16 protein-coding genes and 1 tRNA gene are annotated in these 13,234 nt (G+C 53.7%); 7 read left to right on the top strand and 10 right to left on the bottom strand.

Features of this window, described 5'->3' with window-relative positions; genetic code table 11:
• Positions 1-173 precede the first annotated feature (173 nt).
• Together ABJV08_RS04725 and ABJV08_RS04720 are read left to right on the top strand one after the other, a co-directional pair.
• The gene (locus ABJV08_RS04725) at positions 174-551 is read left to right on the top strand and encodes a response regulator (protein WP_348038515.1); all 378 of its coding nucleotides are present in this window, start codon (positions 174-176) and stop codon (positions 549-551) included.
• 43 nt (positions 552-594) lie between these two features.
• Positions 595-669, top strand: a tRNA-Val gene (locus tag ABJV08_RS04720).
• 21 nt (positions 670-690) lie between these two features.
• Here ABJV08_RS04720 and ABJV08_RS04715 read toward each other — a convergent pair.
• From ABJV08_RS04715 to rpmF, 4 genes are all read right to left on the bottom strand, one after another.
• A complete protein-coding gene (locus ABJV08_RS04715; protein WP_348038517.1) occupies positions 691-1,731 on the bottom strand; it encodes a helix-turn-helix transcriptional regulator in 1,041 nt (346 codons plus the stop codon).
• Between the two features lie 112 nt (positions 1,732-1,843).
• Positions 1,844-2,815, bottom strand: coding sequence for a beta-ketoacyl-ACP synthase III (locus tag ABJV08_RS04710; protein ID WP_348038519.1), 972 nt, complete (start codon positions 2,813-2,815; stop codon positions 1,844-1,846).
• Positions 2,812-3,855, bottom strand: coding sequence for a phosphate acyltransferase PlsX (gene plsX / locus ABJV08_RS04705; RefSeq protein WP_348038521.1), 1,044 nt, complete (start codon positions 3,853-3,855; stop codon positions 2,812-2,814). Before plsX ends, ABJV08_RS04710 begins: the two co-directional genes overlap by 4 nt.
• Before the next feature lie 52 nt (positions 3,856-3,907).
• The gene (gene rpmF / locus ABJV08_RS04700; RefSeq protein ID WP_348038522.1) at positions 3,908-4,087 is read right to left on the bottom strand and encodes a 50S ribosomal protein L32; all 180 of its coding nucleotides are present in this window, start codon (positions 4,085-4,087) and stop codon (positions 3,908-3,910) included.
• 214 nt (positions 4,088-4,301) lie between these two features.
• Here rpmF and ABJV08_RS04695 point away from each other — a divergent pair, with 214 nt between their 5' ends.
• A complete protein-coding gene (locus ABJV08_RS04695; RefSeq protein WP_348038523.1) occupies positions 4,302-4,691 on the top strand; it encodes an MAPEG family protein in 390 nt (129 codons plus the stop codon).
• Between the two features lie 6 nt (positions 4,692-4,697).
• Here ABJV08_RS04695 and ABJV08_RS04690 read toward each other — a convergent pair whose 3' ends face one another.
• Both ABJV08_RS04690 and ABJV08_RS04685 read right to left on the bottom strand, forming a co-directional pair.
• On the bottom strand, positions 4,698-5,360 hold the full coding sequence (locus ABJV08_RS04690) for an MBL fold metallo-hydrolase (protein WP_348038525.1): 663 nt from the start codon (positions 5,358-5,360) through the stop codon (positions 4,698-4,700).
• Positions 5,361-5,416: 56 nt separating this feature from the next.
• Positions 5,417-6,070: a S24 family peptidase gene (locus ABJV08_RS04685; RefSeq protein WP_348038526.1), complete on the bottom strand. Its 654-nt coding sequence runs from the start codon at positions 6,068-6,070 to the stop codon at positions 5,417-5,419.
• Between the two features lie 318 nt (positions 6,071-6,388).
• Here ABJV08_RS04685 and ABJV08_RS04680 point away from each other — a divergent pair, with 318 nt between their 5' ends.
• Positions 6,389-6,718 carry a hypothetical protein gene (locus tag ABJV08_RS04680; protein ID WP_348038528.1) on the top strand — a complete coding sequence of 110 codons (330 nt, stop codon included), beginning with the start codon at positions 6,389-6,391 and terminating at the stop codon, positions 6,716-6,718.
• 13 nt (positions 6,719-6,731) lie between these two features.
• Here ABJV08_RS04680 and ABJV08_RS04675 read toward each other — a convergent pair whose 3' ends face one another.
• On the bottom strand, positions 6,732-7,778 hold the full coding sequence (locus tag ABJV08_RS04675; protein ID WP_348038530.1) for a hypothetical protein: 1,047 nt from the start codon (positions 7,776-7,778) through the stop codon (positions 6,732-6,734).
• A complete protein-coding gene (locus ABJV08_RS04670) occupies positions 7,762-8,994 on the bottom strand; it encodes a TIGR04063 family PEP-CTERM/XrtA system glycosyltransferase (protein WP_348038532.1) in 1,233 nt (410 codons plus the stop codon). The genes ABJV08_RS04675 and ABJV08_RS04670 overlap by 17 nt, the downstream gene beginning before the upstream one ends.
• Positions 8,995-9,103: 109 nt before the next feature.
• On the opposite strand from ABJV08_RS04670, the gene ABJV08_RS04665 reads away from it, so the two are divergent.
• Genes ABJV08_RS04665 through dgcA form a run of 3 tightly spaced genes read left to right on the top strand, consistent with a single transcriptional unit; the run spans position 9,104 to position 11,692 of the window.
• Positions 9,104-9,271 (top strand): hypothetical protein, encoded by a 168-nt coding sequence (locus tag ABJV08_RS04665; RefSeq protein ID WP_348038534.1) that lies wholly within the window; start codon positions 9,104-9,106, stop codon positions 9,269-9,271.
• Positions 9,264-10,676, top strand: a complete 1,413-nt coding sequence (locus ABJV08_RS04660) for a putative O-glycosylation ligase, exosortase A system-associated (protein WP_348038536.1) — start codon at positions 9,264-9,266, stop codon at positions 10,674-10,676. The genes ABJV08_RS04665 and ABJV08_RS04660 overlap by 8 nt, the downstream gene beginning before the upstream one ends.
• Before the next feature lie 35 nt (positions 10,677-10,711).
• Positions 10,712-11,692: an N-acetyl-D-Glu racemase DgcA gene (gene dgcA / locus ABJV08_RS04655; RefSeq protein WP_348038538.1), complete on the top strand. Its 981-nt coding sequence runs from the start codon at positions 10,712-10,714 to the stop codon at positions 11,690-11,692.
• On the opposite strand, the gene ABJV08_RS04650 is transcribed toward dgcA, so the two are convergent.
• Together ABJV08_RS04650 and ABJV08_RS04645 are read right to left on the bottom strand one after the other, a co-directional pair.
• Positions 11,689-11,982 (bottom strand): putative quinol monooxygenase, encoded by a 294-nt coding sequence (locus ABJV08_RS04650; RefSeq protein ID WP_348038540.1) that lies wholly within the window; start codon positions 11,980-11,982, stop codon positions 11,689-11,691. The genes dgcA and ABJV08_RS04650 overlap by 4 nt on opposite strands.
• Before the next feature lie 61 nt (positions 11,983-12,043).
• Entirely contained in the window at positions 12,044-13,222 is a 1,179-nt protein-coding gene (locus ABJV08_RS04645; RefSeq protein WP_348038542.1) for an acetyl-CoA C-acyltransferase, read from the bottom strand.
• Positions 13,223-13,234: the final 12 nt, after the last annotated feature.

Genomic DNA, 13,234 nt, shown 5'->3' with positions numbered 1-13,234 from the left:
GAGGACCTTGGCCTATCTGGAACAGAACTGGACATGTTCACCCCCAAAACAGCCAACACACGCCTTCAAAAAAATCCTCGATTTCGGCAAAAAATTAACCGATTTGCACTTATATACTGGCCTCGGCATAATGGCCGGTCTGCAATCAGACATATTCGGGAAGGCACGACAAAATGATCAGAATTCTCCTCGCGGAAGATGAACAGGCGATGCGTGAGCATCTTACACGGGCTCTGCAGAAAGCCAACTATGAAGTTGTCGCCGTAGACCGCGGAACTGCAGCAGTTCCGCTGCTTGAAGCGGAGAAATTTGATCTTTTGTTAACGGACATCGTCATGCCGGAGATGGATGGAATCGAACTGGCACAACATTGTGCCGCCGTCTGCCCAGAAACCCAAGTCATGTTTATCACCGGTTTTTCTGGCGTAACATTACGCGCCGGGGAATCCGTTCCGAAAGCAAAAATATTGTCCAAGCCGTTCCATTTGCGGGATCTGGTTCTGGAGGTCGACCGGCTGTTTGAACCTGACAGTATCAGCGACCTGAATTAGGCCTTGCGCCAGCCGAAGCGGCTGGCTAGACGGCCTCCAGCGTGGGCGTATAGCTCAGTGGTAGAGCACTTCGTTGACATCGAAGGGGTCGGGAGTTCAACTCTCTCTACGCCCACCATTTTCAGAGACATTATATTGTTCAGGCAGCTAGCGCTGCCGCCGATCCAGTGTCCTGACTTGGGGGATGGCCGTACCAGCTCGTATAGGCGCGGGTGAATGCACTTAACTCGCTATAACCGAGTTTTGCGGCTATTTCGGATAGGTTGCGCCTACCCTCCAAAAAGTAAAGCTGACAGGTGTCTCGTCGGACCTGCTCCAACAGCTGACGATAGGACATGCCTTCCGCGACCAGCTTACGCCGCAATGTCCGCTCTGCAATGCCAAATGTTAGCGCGGCAGAATCAAGGCTAAGGCCGGATTTGTCGAGAAGATATAGCAGATACTCATAAGTCAGCTTAACAGGGCTCGCCCGCTCGAATCTGCTTCTGGCAAAAAAGGTCTTTTGCTTGCGCATCGCAGTCAGGATTTCCGGATTGTGCAGCGGCAAGGCCATGTTGATGGCCCGAGGATGATATTCCAGATAAGTCGAGGGTCGGTTGAAGTAACAGGGGATAGGCTCTCTGTTCGCATTGCCTTCGGGGAGCTGCCTAAAGCCTTCAGGGCGCGGATGCTCGAAATGGGCTGCCTTAACAGTTTTAAAACGGCCATCTGCAAGCAATTCACCACAATGATAAACAAGCGCGAAGACGATGTGAAGCAGATCCGGGGAAACCATTTTGTCATGATCCCATACCAGCCGATCACCGCTGGAAAGAGACATGATTTTCACGACGGGCCTCTCACCGCCCAGCCTTTGTTCTTCAACAAGCTTGATGAGTCCCTCGCCAAAGCTTGCTTGGAAAAAGGCGGCAAAGCCAGAGTCAGAAAAGCCTCGCGGAACCATTTTCTTGCCGATCAAAGAATAGACATCCATGCGGTTAAGCTCTTCTCTAGCTGCCGCGCAAAGGCTGGCTATCGATTGATCACCCAATTGATAACCGGGATCTCGCAGTTCCGATTCGGAACATTGTAATGCGCTCAACAATTGCGGCTTTCGCGCCTGCAGTGCATGACAGCTGAGATAGGCTCGGTATAAAAACTGAGCCGAGATCTTCAAATTTTTGGATAGCGGATAATCCATGCCGCAGAGCTAGGAGCCGAGAAGCGATTTTCTCAACCAGCTTTCGACCAAATTGTAAAATCGGCGACGAAGCCTACATTTTAGGGCCTGTCTGTGCGTCAGAACGGTTGAATTAGTACCGGATGACCGATGCGCCCCAGGTAAAACCGCCACCCATAGCTTCCAAGACAAGCAGATCGCCGGCCTTGATTCGACCATCCCGTACAGCGGTATCCAATGCCAATGGAACCGATGCCGCAGAGGTATTGGCATGCAAATCAACGGTCTTGATCACTTTTTCTGGAGACAAGTGGAGCTTTTTCGCAGTGGCATCCAATATGCGCGCATTGGCCTGATGAGGAACCACCCAGTCGACATTGTCGATCGATTCACCGGCTTCTTCCAAGACTTCTTTTAGAACCGATGCCAGATTGACAACGGCATGACGGAACACCTCACGGCCTTTCATGCGCAGCTTGCCTACAGTTCCGGTCGTACCGGCACCGCCGTCAACATATAGCAGCTGATTATGGGCACCATCTGCGTGTAACCGCGTTCCCAGAACACCGGCTTCACCATGTTCGGCGGACAGAACGATTGCACCGGCTCCATCGCCGAAAAGCACGCACGTCCCGCGATCCTCCCAGTCTAGAATGCGGCTGAACGTCTCGGCGCCGATGACCAATGCATTTTGCGCACTGCCAACTCGAATCATGCTATCCGCTACAGACAGCGCGTATAGAAAGCCTGAACACACCGCAGCCACATCAAAAGCGACGCCGCCATTGCAACCCAATGCATGCTGAACGATCGTTGCCGTTGCCGGGAACGTCTGATCAGGCGTCGCAGTGGCAACAATGATGAGATCAATATCGGAACTGCTGAAGCCAGCGGCTTGCATGGCTTTCTCAGCCGCTTCGGTGGCCAAGCTGGATGTTGTTTCATCATCTTCGGCAATATGGCGGAATCGGATACCGGTGCGCTCGACGATCCATTCATCCGTTGTATCCACGCGCTTAGCGAGCTCGGCATTGGATACCCGCGTCCGTGGCAGTGCCGAACCAGTGCCCTTTATAACCGAACGTCGGGTTGCAGCAGCGTTCATTTGGACACCTCTGGAGCAGGATTAGGTTGGCTGATTTTCGTCAAATCTTCACTGATTCTTCCAAGAATGCTATCTTCTACCAGTCGGGCAGCAACTTCAACAGCATTGGCCACGCCTTTTGCGTCCGCGCTCCCGTGACTTTTTACCACGACACCATTCAAGCCAAGAAACACCGCACCATTGTGATTGTTCGGATCAAGATGATCTCGCAACAATTCCGTAGCCGGCCGGGAAATCAAAAATCCAATTTTGGAGCGGAGGCTGCTCAAAAAACTTTGTTTGAGGAGATCGGTAACAAAGCGAGCCGTTCCCTCCAGCGCTTTGAGCGCCACATTGCCGGAAAAACCATCGGTTACAATCACATCAACCTCTCCGGTTGATATCTTGTCCGCCTCAGTAAAGCCCTGAAAATTCATGTGCAGTTCCGCGGCCCCTCTTAGAGTCGCAGCAGCTTCCTGAATTGTACCGGTCCCCTTTGCTGCTTCGGTCCCGATATTCAGCAGCTTCACTTTTGGGCGATCAAATCCGTGCATGATGCGACTGTAAGCAGCACCCATGACAGCGAATTGTACCAAGTTTCGGCTATTACATTCGGTATTCGCGCCGAGATCCAACATCACCACATCGGTATCTTTCATCGTCGGAAGCAGCGCCGACAAAGCCGGGCGATCGATACCCGGCATCGTGCGCAAAGCCAGTTTGGCTATGGCCATCAGGGCACCCGTATTGCCAGCGCTTACCGCAGCGCTGACCTCGCCGGTTTTAACCGCGTTGACGGCCATTCCCATCGATGTAGATTTGGAACTGCGAAGCGCTTGTCCCGGCTTATCGTCGCCGGAAACAACTTTCTCTGCATGCAAAATATCAGATGCTGCGCTGAGACCGGGGTGACTTTGGAGCGCTTCCCGAATCTGCGTTTCATCGCCGACAAAAAGAAATTGAAAGCCTGCATGACGATGCCGCGCTAGCGCGGCGCCTGCAACCATGACGCGCGGGCCATCGTCCCCGCCCATCGCATCAATCGCGATTCGCGGTCTCATTCCCACCGGTTATTCCCCTTGATTGCGCGTCAGAAGCGGAGAGACTAGCCGATTAAAGATCGGTGGCCAAGACTTCCCGGCCATTATAATGACCGCAAGATCCGCACATATGGTGCGGGCGCTTCAATTCGCCGCAATTCGGGCATTCTTGATAGGCTTCGACTTTCAAAGCATCATGTGACCGGCGCATTCCGCGCTTGGACGGCGTAGTTTTTCGTTTAGGTACAGCCATTGCTAAGCCTGTTCTTTAAATTTTAAATATCATCTGTCCGCACAACCAAGCCAAACATTATCGACGAACAAGCGTGGCTCTGAAATATTGCAGAGAATCGCTCGGTCAATCGTCAGCCAATTGCACGCGAAGGGCGCGTATAACGAATTTCCCGTGCGTTGCAAGCATTCTACTCCTATAGAAGTCCCATAAGAATAACATCTAGGGGAACATCATGATATTACCGATTACACTGACCATTGCGGGCGCTGCGGCGTTGATCAATATATGGCTGATGATCCGCGTCGGACAGGTGCGCACCAGTGAGAAAGTCAGTGTCGGTGATGGCGGTAATGACAAGGTTATCCGCCGTATGCGGGCCCATAGCAACTATATCGAAAGCGCTCCATTTGTATTGCTTCTGGTTGCAGCCATCGAGCTGGCGAGCGGCTCTGCAACCTGGTTGTGGATCGTAGGCGGCTTGTTTCTGCTAGGGCGCGTTGCGCATGGCATAGGAATGGACGACGGAGCATTTGGCCAAGGTCGCATGATTGGGACCCTGGTTACAATGCTCACGCTTCTAGGCCTTGCGATCTACGCGATCACGATTCCCTACATGAGCTGAATAGGCTCAGCGCGCGGCCAAAACATCATCGGCGACAAATGCGTTCGTCTTACGCTCATAGCCAAATTGGCTGGTCGGGCCATGACCCGGAATGAATGTCACGTCATCACCCAGCGGCCATAGCTTCTGGGTGATGGCATCAATCAGATCCTGATGATTCCCGCGCGGGAAGTCGGTGCGCCCGATAGAGCCTTGAAAAATGACGTCGCCTACGACCGCTAGTTTTGAAGGCTGATGATAGAAAATCACATGCCCCGGCGTGTGGCCTGGGCAATGGATCACATCGAGAACTAGATCGCCGACGGTCACTTGATCGCCATCTACCAACCATCGATCCGGAACAAAGCTTTTTGCTTCCATCCCATAGCGCGCACCATCGCTATCCAGTTGATCAATCCAGAACAGATCGTCCTTGTGCGGCCCTTCTATAGGGAGACCCAATTCCTCGGCCAGCATGCCCGCCTGACCACAATGATCAAGATGGCCGTGGGTGATGATGATCTTCTCCAGCTCAACACCATGTTCTTCGACCGCGGCTTTAAGCCGCGACAAATCGCCACCAGGATCACTAAGCGCGGCCTTGTTGGTTTTCGTACACCACAATAATGTGCAATTTTGCTGGAGCGGAGTGACCGGAATAATCACGGCCTTAAGAGGTGCTTCTGTCATGATGGACTATTTGGCGACAACATCCCGAAGTTGCAAGCCGCCTATTGATTAGCCGGTCACAACCGGCGCCCAGTCCAGACAACCCTGCCGATGATATTCACGCTGTCCGCACCGACATCTTCCCAGTCAGGATATCGCGGATTGTCACTGCGGACCGAAAATTTTCCAGAGGGGCCCATAGCGATGCGCTTAACCAGCAGGACATCGTCCATCCGCAGCACATATATTCCATCGCGCAACGGCCGCGAGGCGGCGCTGTGGTCAACCATGATGTCGTCACCATCTCCGAGCGACGGCTCCATCGAATCACCATCAACGACAATCAGTGATAGATTATCGGGGTTTGCGCCCAGTCGCTTGAGCCACTTTGGTCCAAACCCCATGGCTTCGGCCTGTTCATCTTCGGACAATGATCCTGGGCCAGCCGAAGCACCGACCCGCAATTGTTTGATTTGCAGCAACTGACCGGAAGTTATCCGCCTTGATCCAAGCGTTTCGTGCACTGCAGGAGCGCCCAATAAGCGCTCGTCCACATCATAAAATTCTGCCAGTTTGCGCCGGTCTTCCTCGTCCAGCTTTTTGGGAGAACCACGACGAATATATTGCTGGATATAGGCTGAATTTTTACCGAGCATTTTCGATATTGCAGCAAAATCATGTCCGTTGCTGCGGATCAATTCCTCCAAGGCGTGGCGGGGGTCTTCGGTCATAGTGGCGCAATTATAGCTCTGCTGTCCGAAATTGGCAATAGGATTTTTCCTAGACATGTAGGAAATCACTATTCAAATAGGAATTTCCCTATTTAACGAGTCGTCGCAAGAGACGACCAACAGCGAGAAGGAAACTGCTTGTGCCACTGTTACGAAAAATCGAAATATTTCTGAACGAAACCCAAATGCCATGGACAAAGTTCGGTCGGCTCTCCGTCAGCGACCCTCGCTTTGTTGAAGATCTGCGCAACGGACGCCAGCCCGGTAAGCCGGTATCTGAAAGAGCAGAGCATTTTATGAGCATATGGCGCGCAGACCATGCCCGCTGATCCAGCGCGACGCCCACAAGCACCGAGCATGATTCTGGCCACTCAGATAGGCGCTCTGACGGGGGACTTGGCCAAGGTCAGCCTGGTCCGTGAGCGCGCCTGGGCAAGCATCACCTTCACTGGAATACGCTATAGCTATGCGGTGGATTGGCCCGAGATCCCGCAATTGGGTGTCCTTCGGAATTTTGCCACAGCTTTGCTAAACACCGAATTCGCAATACCCGGCTATTTTGTCGCGGATATTATAGCCACCGAACAATCAGAAGATCATATGCTGATCGAAGCTTTATCGATCATCGATCCCGTCGATAACCGCTGAGCCCAATAGTGGATCAACGATGGGCTGTCATACGCTCCAAAGTGCCGAGAGCCGCCTTCAAGGCAGCATCCATATCCGCTTGCCGATTGTCTTGGACATCCGCTTCCACGGAAGCAACAGACCGCAGCGGTGGCATGGCAACAGGAGCGGCCATTTCGGGCACTTCCGCTTGCGGAGCGGGCTCTTCGACGATCGGCGCAGCTTGCTGCGTCACTTGGGGTTCCACGTTCCGTTTCAGCATTTCCAATGCTTCCAAACGCTTGAGGCCCGTTTCTAGGCGATCGGTCAATTCCGCGAGTGACAAGGTCGACAAATCGGCTTGTTCCGTCGAAATGGGAGCCTGAACGGCCGCCGGCGCAACATCTGCTTCGGGCGACGCAGCAAAAACCTTCTCGCCCACAAACGGGGCTGGCTGTGCAATCGTAGGCTCCGGGCGTTCAACCGCTTCGGCCATTTCCGGCTCTGCTTCCGGTTGATCGAATTGCTGAATTTTTCCATCAAGCGGCGTCCCCAAGTCCGAAGCCGCAAATATCGGCTGGCGGGCTGGCGCATCTGGATGACTATCGGCAGGCCTGACCTCCGGCAAATCCTTCAGCTCGGTCACTTCGCCCGCAGATTTTTTTGGTTTTTTGAGGAATTTGGTCAGCGATTTTGCCGAAAGATTCAACTTTGGAACAGCAAAGCGCAATTTGCTTTCGCGCTCAGGCTCTATCGGTTCTGGTGTCAAATTTTTGCGAATTGCCAAGCTCATATCGGAGCCTCCTCCAAGAAATTTCAGTTTATGATTCAAGAATATGTAAAGCGTAGAAGCAGAGATTAGACCGGCGACCACAGCGATCAGGCCACGCGCTGTATTCCCCAACGGCGGTGCCGCCGCTGACACAAGCTCGGATAGGCCGGTCGCACCGACAACATTTTCAAGATAGACATGGGGCAAGGTGGCGATCACGAGCGATGCCGCAATGCCTCCCGCGATGGCTATCGCGGGTTTTTTAAACCGATCCATATCCTGCTCTGTCGGGTCCACATCAATCTCCACCAGCTTAGGCCGCGCGCTCAAATGGTTTGCGTGCAATCAGCCTTTGGTAAACCGGAGTGTAACGCAAAATGTTTGACGACCAGTTACGATCAGCCTCAACAAATTTCTTCGCAGTTTCAATGGTTTGAGGCCATGAACCGCTGTTATTCAACAAACCGGTCAGCTTTTCAGCAATTTTTTCTGGGTCACCAGCCGGGAATAAAGTGCCGGTTACGCCGTCCTTTATCAGCTCCCGGTGCCCGCCAACATCCGACGCTGCCACCAAACGGCCCTGCGCCATGGCTTCCAGAGGTTTTAGTGGGGTCACGAGATCGGTAAGACGCATCGCCTTGCGGGGATAGACCATGATATCCATCAACCCATAGTAGCGCTCCACCTCCGCATGGGGCACACGCCCGGTAAAGGTCACCGCGTCTCCCAATCCCAAGCTAGCAACCTGCGCCTTCAACGCATCTTCTTTCGGTCCACCGCCAACGAGCAACAAATGCACGTCCGGATGGGATGATTGAAGACATGGCAGAGCTGCGATTAGATCGTCCAGCCCTTCATAGTCATAGAAGCTGCCGATGAAGCCCAAGACCGATTTTCCAGCCAAGCCCAGCTCTTCGAGAAATATGGCGTCGCGGGCCGGCGGTTCCCCGAACAGATCCAGGTCAACGCCATTGGGCGAGATTGTAATTTTTTCAGACTTCACGCCGCGGCCCATCAAATCAGATCGGAGACCTTCGCAAATCACCGCGACCGCATCGGCGCCGCTAACGACATGGTTCTCCAACTGTCGCGTCAACCAGTAACGCGGGCTATTTTCTTTGCCGGTGCCGTTGCCAACAGCAGCATCTTCCCAAAAGGCCCGAATTTCGTAGACCAGCGGTAATCCTGTCTTCTGGGCAACGCGCAACGCCGCCAATCCATTGAGCGCAGGCGAGTGAGCATGCAGAACATCCGGCTGCCAGTCACGAATGACTTGTTCGATCCGTTCCTCCAGAACCGCAACTTCTCGCCATTCGCGCACCGGCGAAGGCCCTTGTACTTGGGCCATAGTGCGGAAGAAACGCAGGTTATCGATGTCCTCATAGGGTTGCGTTGCGACATAACCATGCTGGTTCTGGCGCACTCCGGTCACACCTGCCACGGTCAAACCGCTGGCAATTTGCGCCGTCATGATCGCCCTTGTGCGAAAACAATAGCCGCTGTGGAGCGGCAGGCTGTGATCTAAGATGTGCAATATCCGGGTCATGGTTTGAAGCATTGCCAAAAAAGGATTAACGTCCCGTCAACCCAATGCCTGTATCGCCCGATATTAGAAGAGCGTGTGTTCGCCGCTCGTGCCGGGATGAATTGGGTAGATGATTGACAATTTTTCTATCGCGTTGACGCATGGCTTGCTGCTGATCGCGGCTTGGCGTCTGATTCATCGCGACGATCTCGATCTCGAAGATCCCCCGGAACAGGACAAAGAACCCAGCGGCTTTTTGAATCGGCCTTCCAACAGCGGGTCACAGCACGATGCGTGATCTCGTCTTCGTTGGATATCTGGTGGCGCTGCTGTTTATCGCTTTCAAGCGACCGTTTCTGTTCACCCTGGTCTATGCCTATATCGACATAGTCGCCCCGCAGCGGCTGAGCTATTTCATGCTCAATTCTGTACCATTGTCGCTCATAGTCTTCGCGCTTGCCTTCCTCGGTTATATGTTCGCGGACAACAAACAAGACAGCCGGTTCTCGATACGGCAGGCGATGATGCTGCTTCTACTGGCCTATTGTGGGTATACCACCATACAGGCGGAAGTCCCCGATGCGGCGCTGGAAAAATGGGGCTGGGTTTGGAAGGCCCTGATATTCGCGATATTCCTGCCCCTCACTCTCAAAACCAAATTGCGGCTGGAGGCATTGGCCCTTTTCATGGTGCTGTGTGCCGGCACATTGATCATAACGGGCGGCATCAAGACATTGGCGTCCGGTGGCGGCTATGGCGTCCTGGTGTTGCTGGTCGACAATAATAGTGGCCTATATGAGGGATCGATCATTTCTACGGTCGCTATCTGTATCATCCCGCTCATTCTCTGGCTCGCCAATCACGGTACAATTTTTCCACCAGACTGGCGCGTTAAAATATTCTCTTATGCGCTGGTCTTGGCTGCCCTGCTCATCCCGATCGGTACCCAGGCGCGGACCGGTTTGGTGTGCATCGGGGTCTGGGTTGTCCTGCAATTGCGCTTCGTCCGCTACCGATTGCTATACGGAGGCGTCGCCGTCGCCCTCGGCCTGATGTCCATTCCGTTTCTGCCCCAAAGCTTTACCGACCGGATGGCAACGATTGAAAATTACGAAGCGGATCAATCCGCATCGACCCGTATCGCGGTGTGGCAATGGACCTTGGACTATGTGAAGCAAAACCCGTTTGGCGGAGGGTTTGACGTCTATCGGATCAACAAGCTGACCTACGAATTGTCGGAAGTCGACGTCACGCAATATGAAGAATGGGGCATTGATCCAGACGATGTCGACGCCCGGCTTGTCGAGGATGAAGCACGTGCGTTTCACAGCAGCTATTTCGAAATGCTCGGCGAGCAAGGCTATCCCGGCTTGATCCTGTGGCTGATCATCCATGTCGGCGGCATCTGGCGGATGGAAGTGTTGCGCCGAAAATATGCAAAATCAAAGAAGGAAGGCGAACAATGGGTCGCGCCCCTCGCCATCGCCTTGCAGCACGGTCACATCATTTTCCTCGTTGGCGCTCTTTTTGTCGGAATCGCTTACCAGCCCTTTATCTATATGCTGGTGGCATTGCAGATCGGTCTCGACACTTACATTTCGCGCCGTGCGGCAGAAGCCCAGTGGCGTCCGATCAAAAAACGGCTAACCGGAACAAAAAAGCCCCTGGCCCTACAGACCCCCGGCGGCACTTATACAAATTGAGTGACGGATTCGGCACAAGACAGTAGAAGCGACGCATGGCGCTTTCTGTTTCTGTCTCCGTCGAACGATGGCCTGTAGCCGGTTCTTTCGTAATTAGCCGGGGAACCAAAACCCACGTCGATATTGTTAAATGCGAGATAGAGGACGGCGGCTACATTGGTGCCGCCGAAGCAACCCCCATTTATTATGAGGGAGAGAGCGCAGAGCAATGTGCGGAGGAAATTACGCAATTCGTTGCGAAACATCCCGCACCCGATCGCTCTGTGCTGCTACACCATATGAGGCGTGGGGCCGCCCGCAATGCCCTAGATTGTGCGCTCTGGGATCTGGAACGCCGGAAAAAGGACAAGCCCCTTTGGCAAATCGCTGAATTGCCCAATCCAAAACCCTTGGCAACGGCATTCACTATATCACTCGGTCAGCCCGAGATTATGGAAGCCCAAGCCCATCAAGCCGCCCTTGACGGGCACGGCCTACTGAAATTGAAATTATCGGGCCAGAGTGATCATGAACGGGTTGCGGCTGTCCACCGCGGCGCGCCAAATGCCCGCCTGATAGTCGATGCCAATGAGAGTTGGAACGATCTCGACATTGCCGCTGAAGCCGAACGGCTGAAGAAATTTGGTGTCGAACTGATTGAGCAGCCCGTCAGCGCCGGGCACGATCATCTGATCAGTGGCGTAAATTCGCCTGTCCCCCTTTGCGCCGACGAAAGCTGCCACACGAGCGCCGATGTCGAGAGGCTTGCCCCATTCTATGATGCTGTAAACATCAAACTCGACAAAGCCGGCGGATTGACCGAGGCTATGGCGATCGCACATGCGGCACAAGCAATGAACATGAAAATCATGGTCGGCTGCATGCTTTCTACATCGCTAGGAATTCGACCGGCATTCGCTTTGGCACAACTCGCGCAATGGATTGATCTCGACGGCCCTCTGCTGCTGGCAAAAGACCGAGACGAACGCTTCGAATTTGAGGCGGGCCATATTTTGCCGCCAGATAACGGGGATTAAATTCCGTCTAAGCGCTCGATCACCGGTGCAGCAGCCATGCAGGGCGCCAACTTCGGTCCGCTTGCCCGGAAATGATCCGATTTCCCGTGCGCATCCAGCGCCTCCTGATCGACATAGCGTTCGAGGACCTTATATTCCTGCGGATTCTCTTTGCTCTGAAACACCGAATAAAATTCGTTGCCCGGTTCGTTCGCGCGCACTGCTGCGACAAGCTCGGAAAAAGCGGCTTCAAAATCGGCATTCTTGCCTTCGGCCACGGTCAATGTCGCTACTACGCCTACTGCTGCCATGATGGTTCTCCTTGATTAAAAGAGGGCCAGCGTTTCCACGCCGGCCCAATATATCTCTATTCTAGAAAATTTCGAACAAGCCAGCTGCGCCTTGTCCGCCGCCAATGCACATGGTCACCACGGCATATTTGGCGCCGCGACGCTTGCCTTCGATCAAGGCATGACCAGTGCAACGTGCACCGGTCATTCCATAAGGATGGCCAATTGAGATAGAGCCGCCATTGACGTTCAACAGTTCACCAGGGATACCCAGCTTCTGTTGGCAATAGAGCACTTGAACAGCAAAGGCTTCATTGAGTTCCCACAGGCCGATATCGTCCATTTTCAGCCCAAAGCGCTCGAGCAGTTTCGGAATCGCGAATACGGGACCAATACCCATTTCATCCGGTTTGGTGCCCGCGACAGCCATGCCGATATAGCGGCCCAATGGATTGAGGCCGGCCTTCTCTGCGGCTTTCGCTTCCATAACAACACTGGCGGCAGAACCGTCAGAAAGTTGCGATGCATTGCCGGCGGTGATGATATTTCCGGGACCGAGCACAGGCTTCAATCCTTGCAGGCCTTCCAGCGTGGTCGAGGGACGGTTGCCCTCATCCTTGTTGATGGTGACTTCGACATGGGAAATCTCTTTGGTTTCCTTGTCTTGCACGCCCATGCTGGTCGTCACTTCAACGATTTCAGCGTCAAAACGACCAGCCTCTTGGGCAGCTGCCGTGCGCATTTGCGACTGGAGGGCATATTCGTCACAAGCTTCTCGGCTAATGCCATAACGCGATCCAACAATTTCGGCGGTCTGAAGCATCGGCATATAGATATCATCGTGCATTTCTAGCAGTGCGCGATCGGGTTGGACGCGCATTTCCGGTGTCTGCACGGTCGAGATTGATTCCTGTCCGCCGCCGACAACCACATCCATCATGTCGACTGTTACCTGCTTGGACGCGGTGGCTATTGCCATCAGACCTGATGAACATTGCCGATCGATCGTCATCCCCGGGACTTCAATAGGGAAGCCGGCACGAAGTGCGACTTGGCGCGCAAGATTGCCGCCTTGAGAACCTTGTTGCAGCGCGCTGCCCCAAACCACATCGTCGATCATGCTCGGGTCGATCCCAGCTCTTTCAACGGCCGCTTTCGCGGAATAGTGACCCAGCGTCGCGCCGGTGGTTGTGTTGAAAGCGCCCTTATAGGCTCTGCCTATGGGTGTGCGAGCGGTGGAAACGATGACTGCGTCACGCATATTGATATTCCT

This window comes from Parasphingorhabdus sp., assembly GCF_039982395.1.
GTDB lineage: Bacteria > Pseudomonadota > Alphaproteobacteria > Sphingomonadales > Sphingomonadaceae > Parasphingorhabdus.
The sequence above is the reverse complement of the archived record's forward strand: the minus strand, read 5'-3'. Positions and strand labels throughout refer to the sequence as shown.

What these genes read in the sequence shown, in the direction of transcription:
- ABJV08_RS04725 (WP_348038515.1), top strand. Translation starts at nt 174, where the DNA reads ATGATCAGAATTCTCCTCGCGGAAGATGAACAGGCGATGCGTGAGCAT.
- ABJV08_RS04715 (WP_348038517.1), bottom strand. Translation starts at nt 1,731, where the DNA reads ATGGATTATCCGCTATCCAAAAATTTGAAGATCTCGGCTCAGTTTTTA.
- ABJV08_RS04710 (WP_348038519.1), bottom strand. Translation starts at nt 2,815, where the DNA reads ATGAACGCTGCTGCAACCCGACGTTCGGTTATAAAGGGCACTGGTTCG.
- plsX (WP_348038521.1), bottom strand. Translation starts at nt 3,855, where the DNA reads ATGAGACCGCGAATCGCGATTGATGCGATGGGCGGGGACGATGGCCCG.
- rpmF (WP_348038522.1), bottom strand. Translation starts at nt 4,087, where the DNA reads ATGGCTGTACCTAAACGAAAAACTACGCCGTCCAAGCGCGGAATGCGC.
- ABJV08_RS04695 (WP_348038523.1), top strand. Translation starts at nt 4,302, where the DNA reads ATGATATTACCGATTACACTGACCATTGCGGGCGCTGCGGCGTTGATC.
- ABJV08_RS04690 (WP_348038525.1), bottom strand. Translation starts at nt 5,360, where the DNA reads ATGACAGAAGCACCTCTTAAGGCCGTGATTATTCCGGTCACTCCGCTC.
- ABJV08_RS04685 (WP_348038526.1), bottom strand. Translation starts at nt 6,070, where the DNA reads ATGACCGAAGACCCCCGCCACGCCTTGGAGGAATTGATCCGCAGCAAC.
- ABJV08_RS04680 (WP_348038528.1), top strand. Translation starts at nt 6,389, where the DNA reads ATGCCCGCTGATCCAGCGCGACGCCCACAAGCACCGAGCATGATTCTG.
- ABJV08_RS04670 (WP_348038532.1), bottom strand. Translation starts at nt 8,994, where the DNA reads ATGACCCGGATATTGCACATCTTAGATCACAGCCTGCCGCTCCACAGC.
- ABJV08_RS04665 (WP_348038534.1), top strand. Translation starts at nt 9,104, where the DNA reads ATGATTGACAATTTTTCTATCGCGTTGACGCATGGCTTGCTGCTGATC.
- ABJV08_RS04660 (WP_348038536.1), top strand. Translation starts at nt 9,264, where the DNA reads ATGCGTGATCTCGTCTTCGTTGGATATCTGGTGGCGCTGCTGTTTATC.
- dgcA (WP_348038538.1), top strand. Translation starts at nt 10,712, where the DNA reads ATGGCGCTTTCTGTTTCTGTCTCCGTCGAACGATGGCCTGTAGCCGGT.
- ABJV08_RS04650 (WP_348038540.1), bottom strand. Translation starts at nt 11,982, where the DNA reads ATGGCAGCAGTAGGCGTAGTAGCGACATTGACCGTGGCCGAAGGCAAG.
- ABJV08_RS04645 (WP_348038542.1), bottom strand. Translation starts at nt 13,222, where the DNA reads ATGCGTGACGCAGTCATCGTTTCCACCGCTCGCACACCCATAGGCAGA.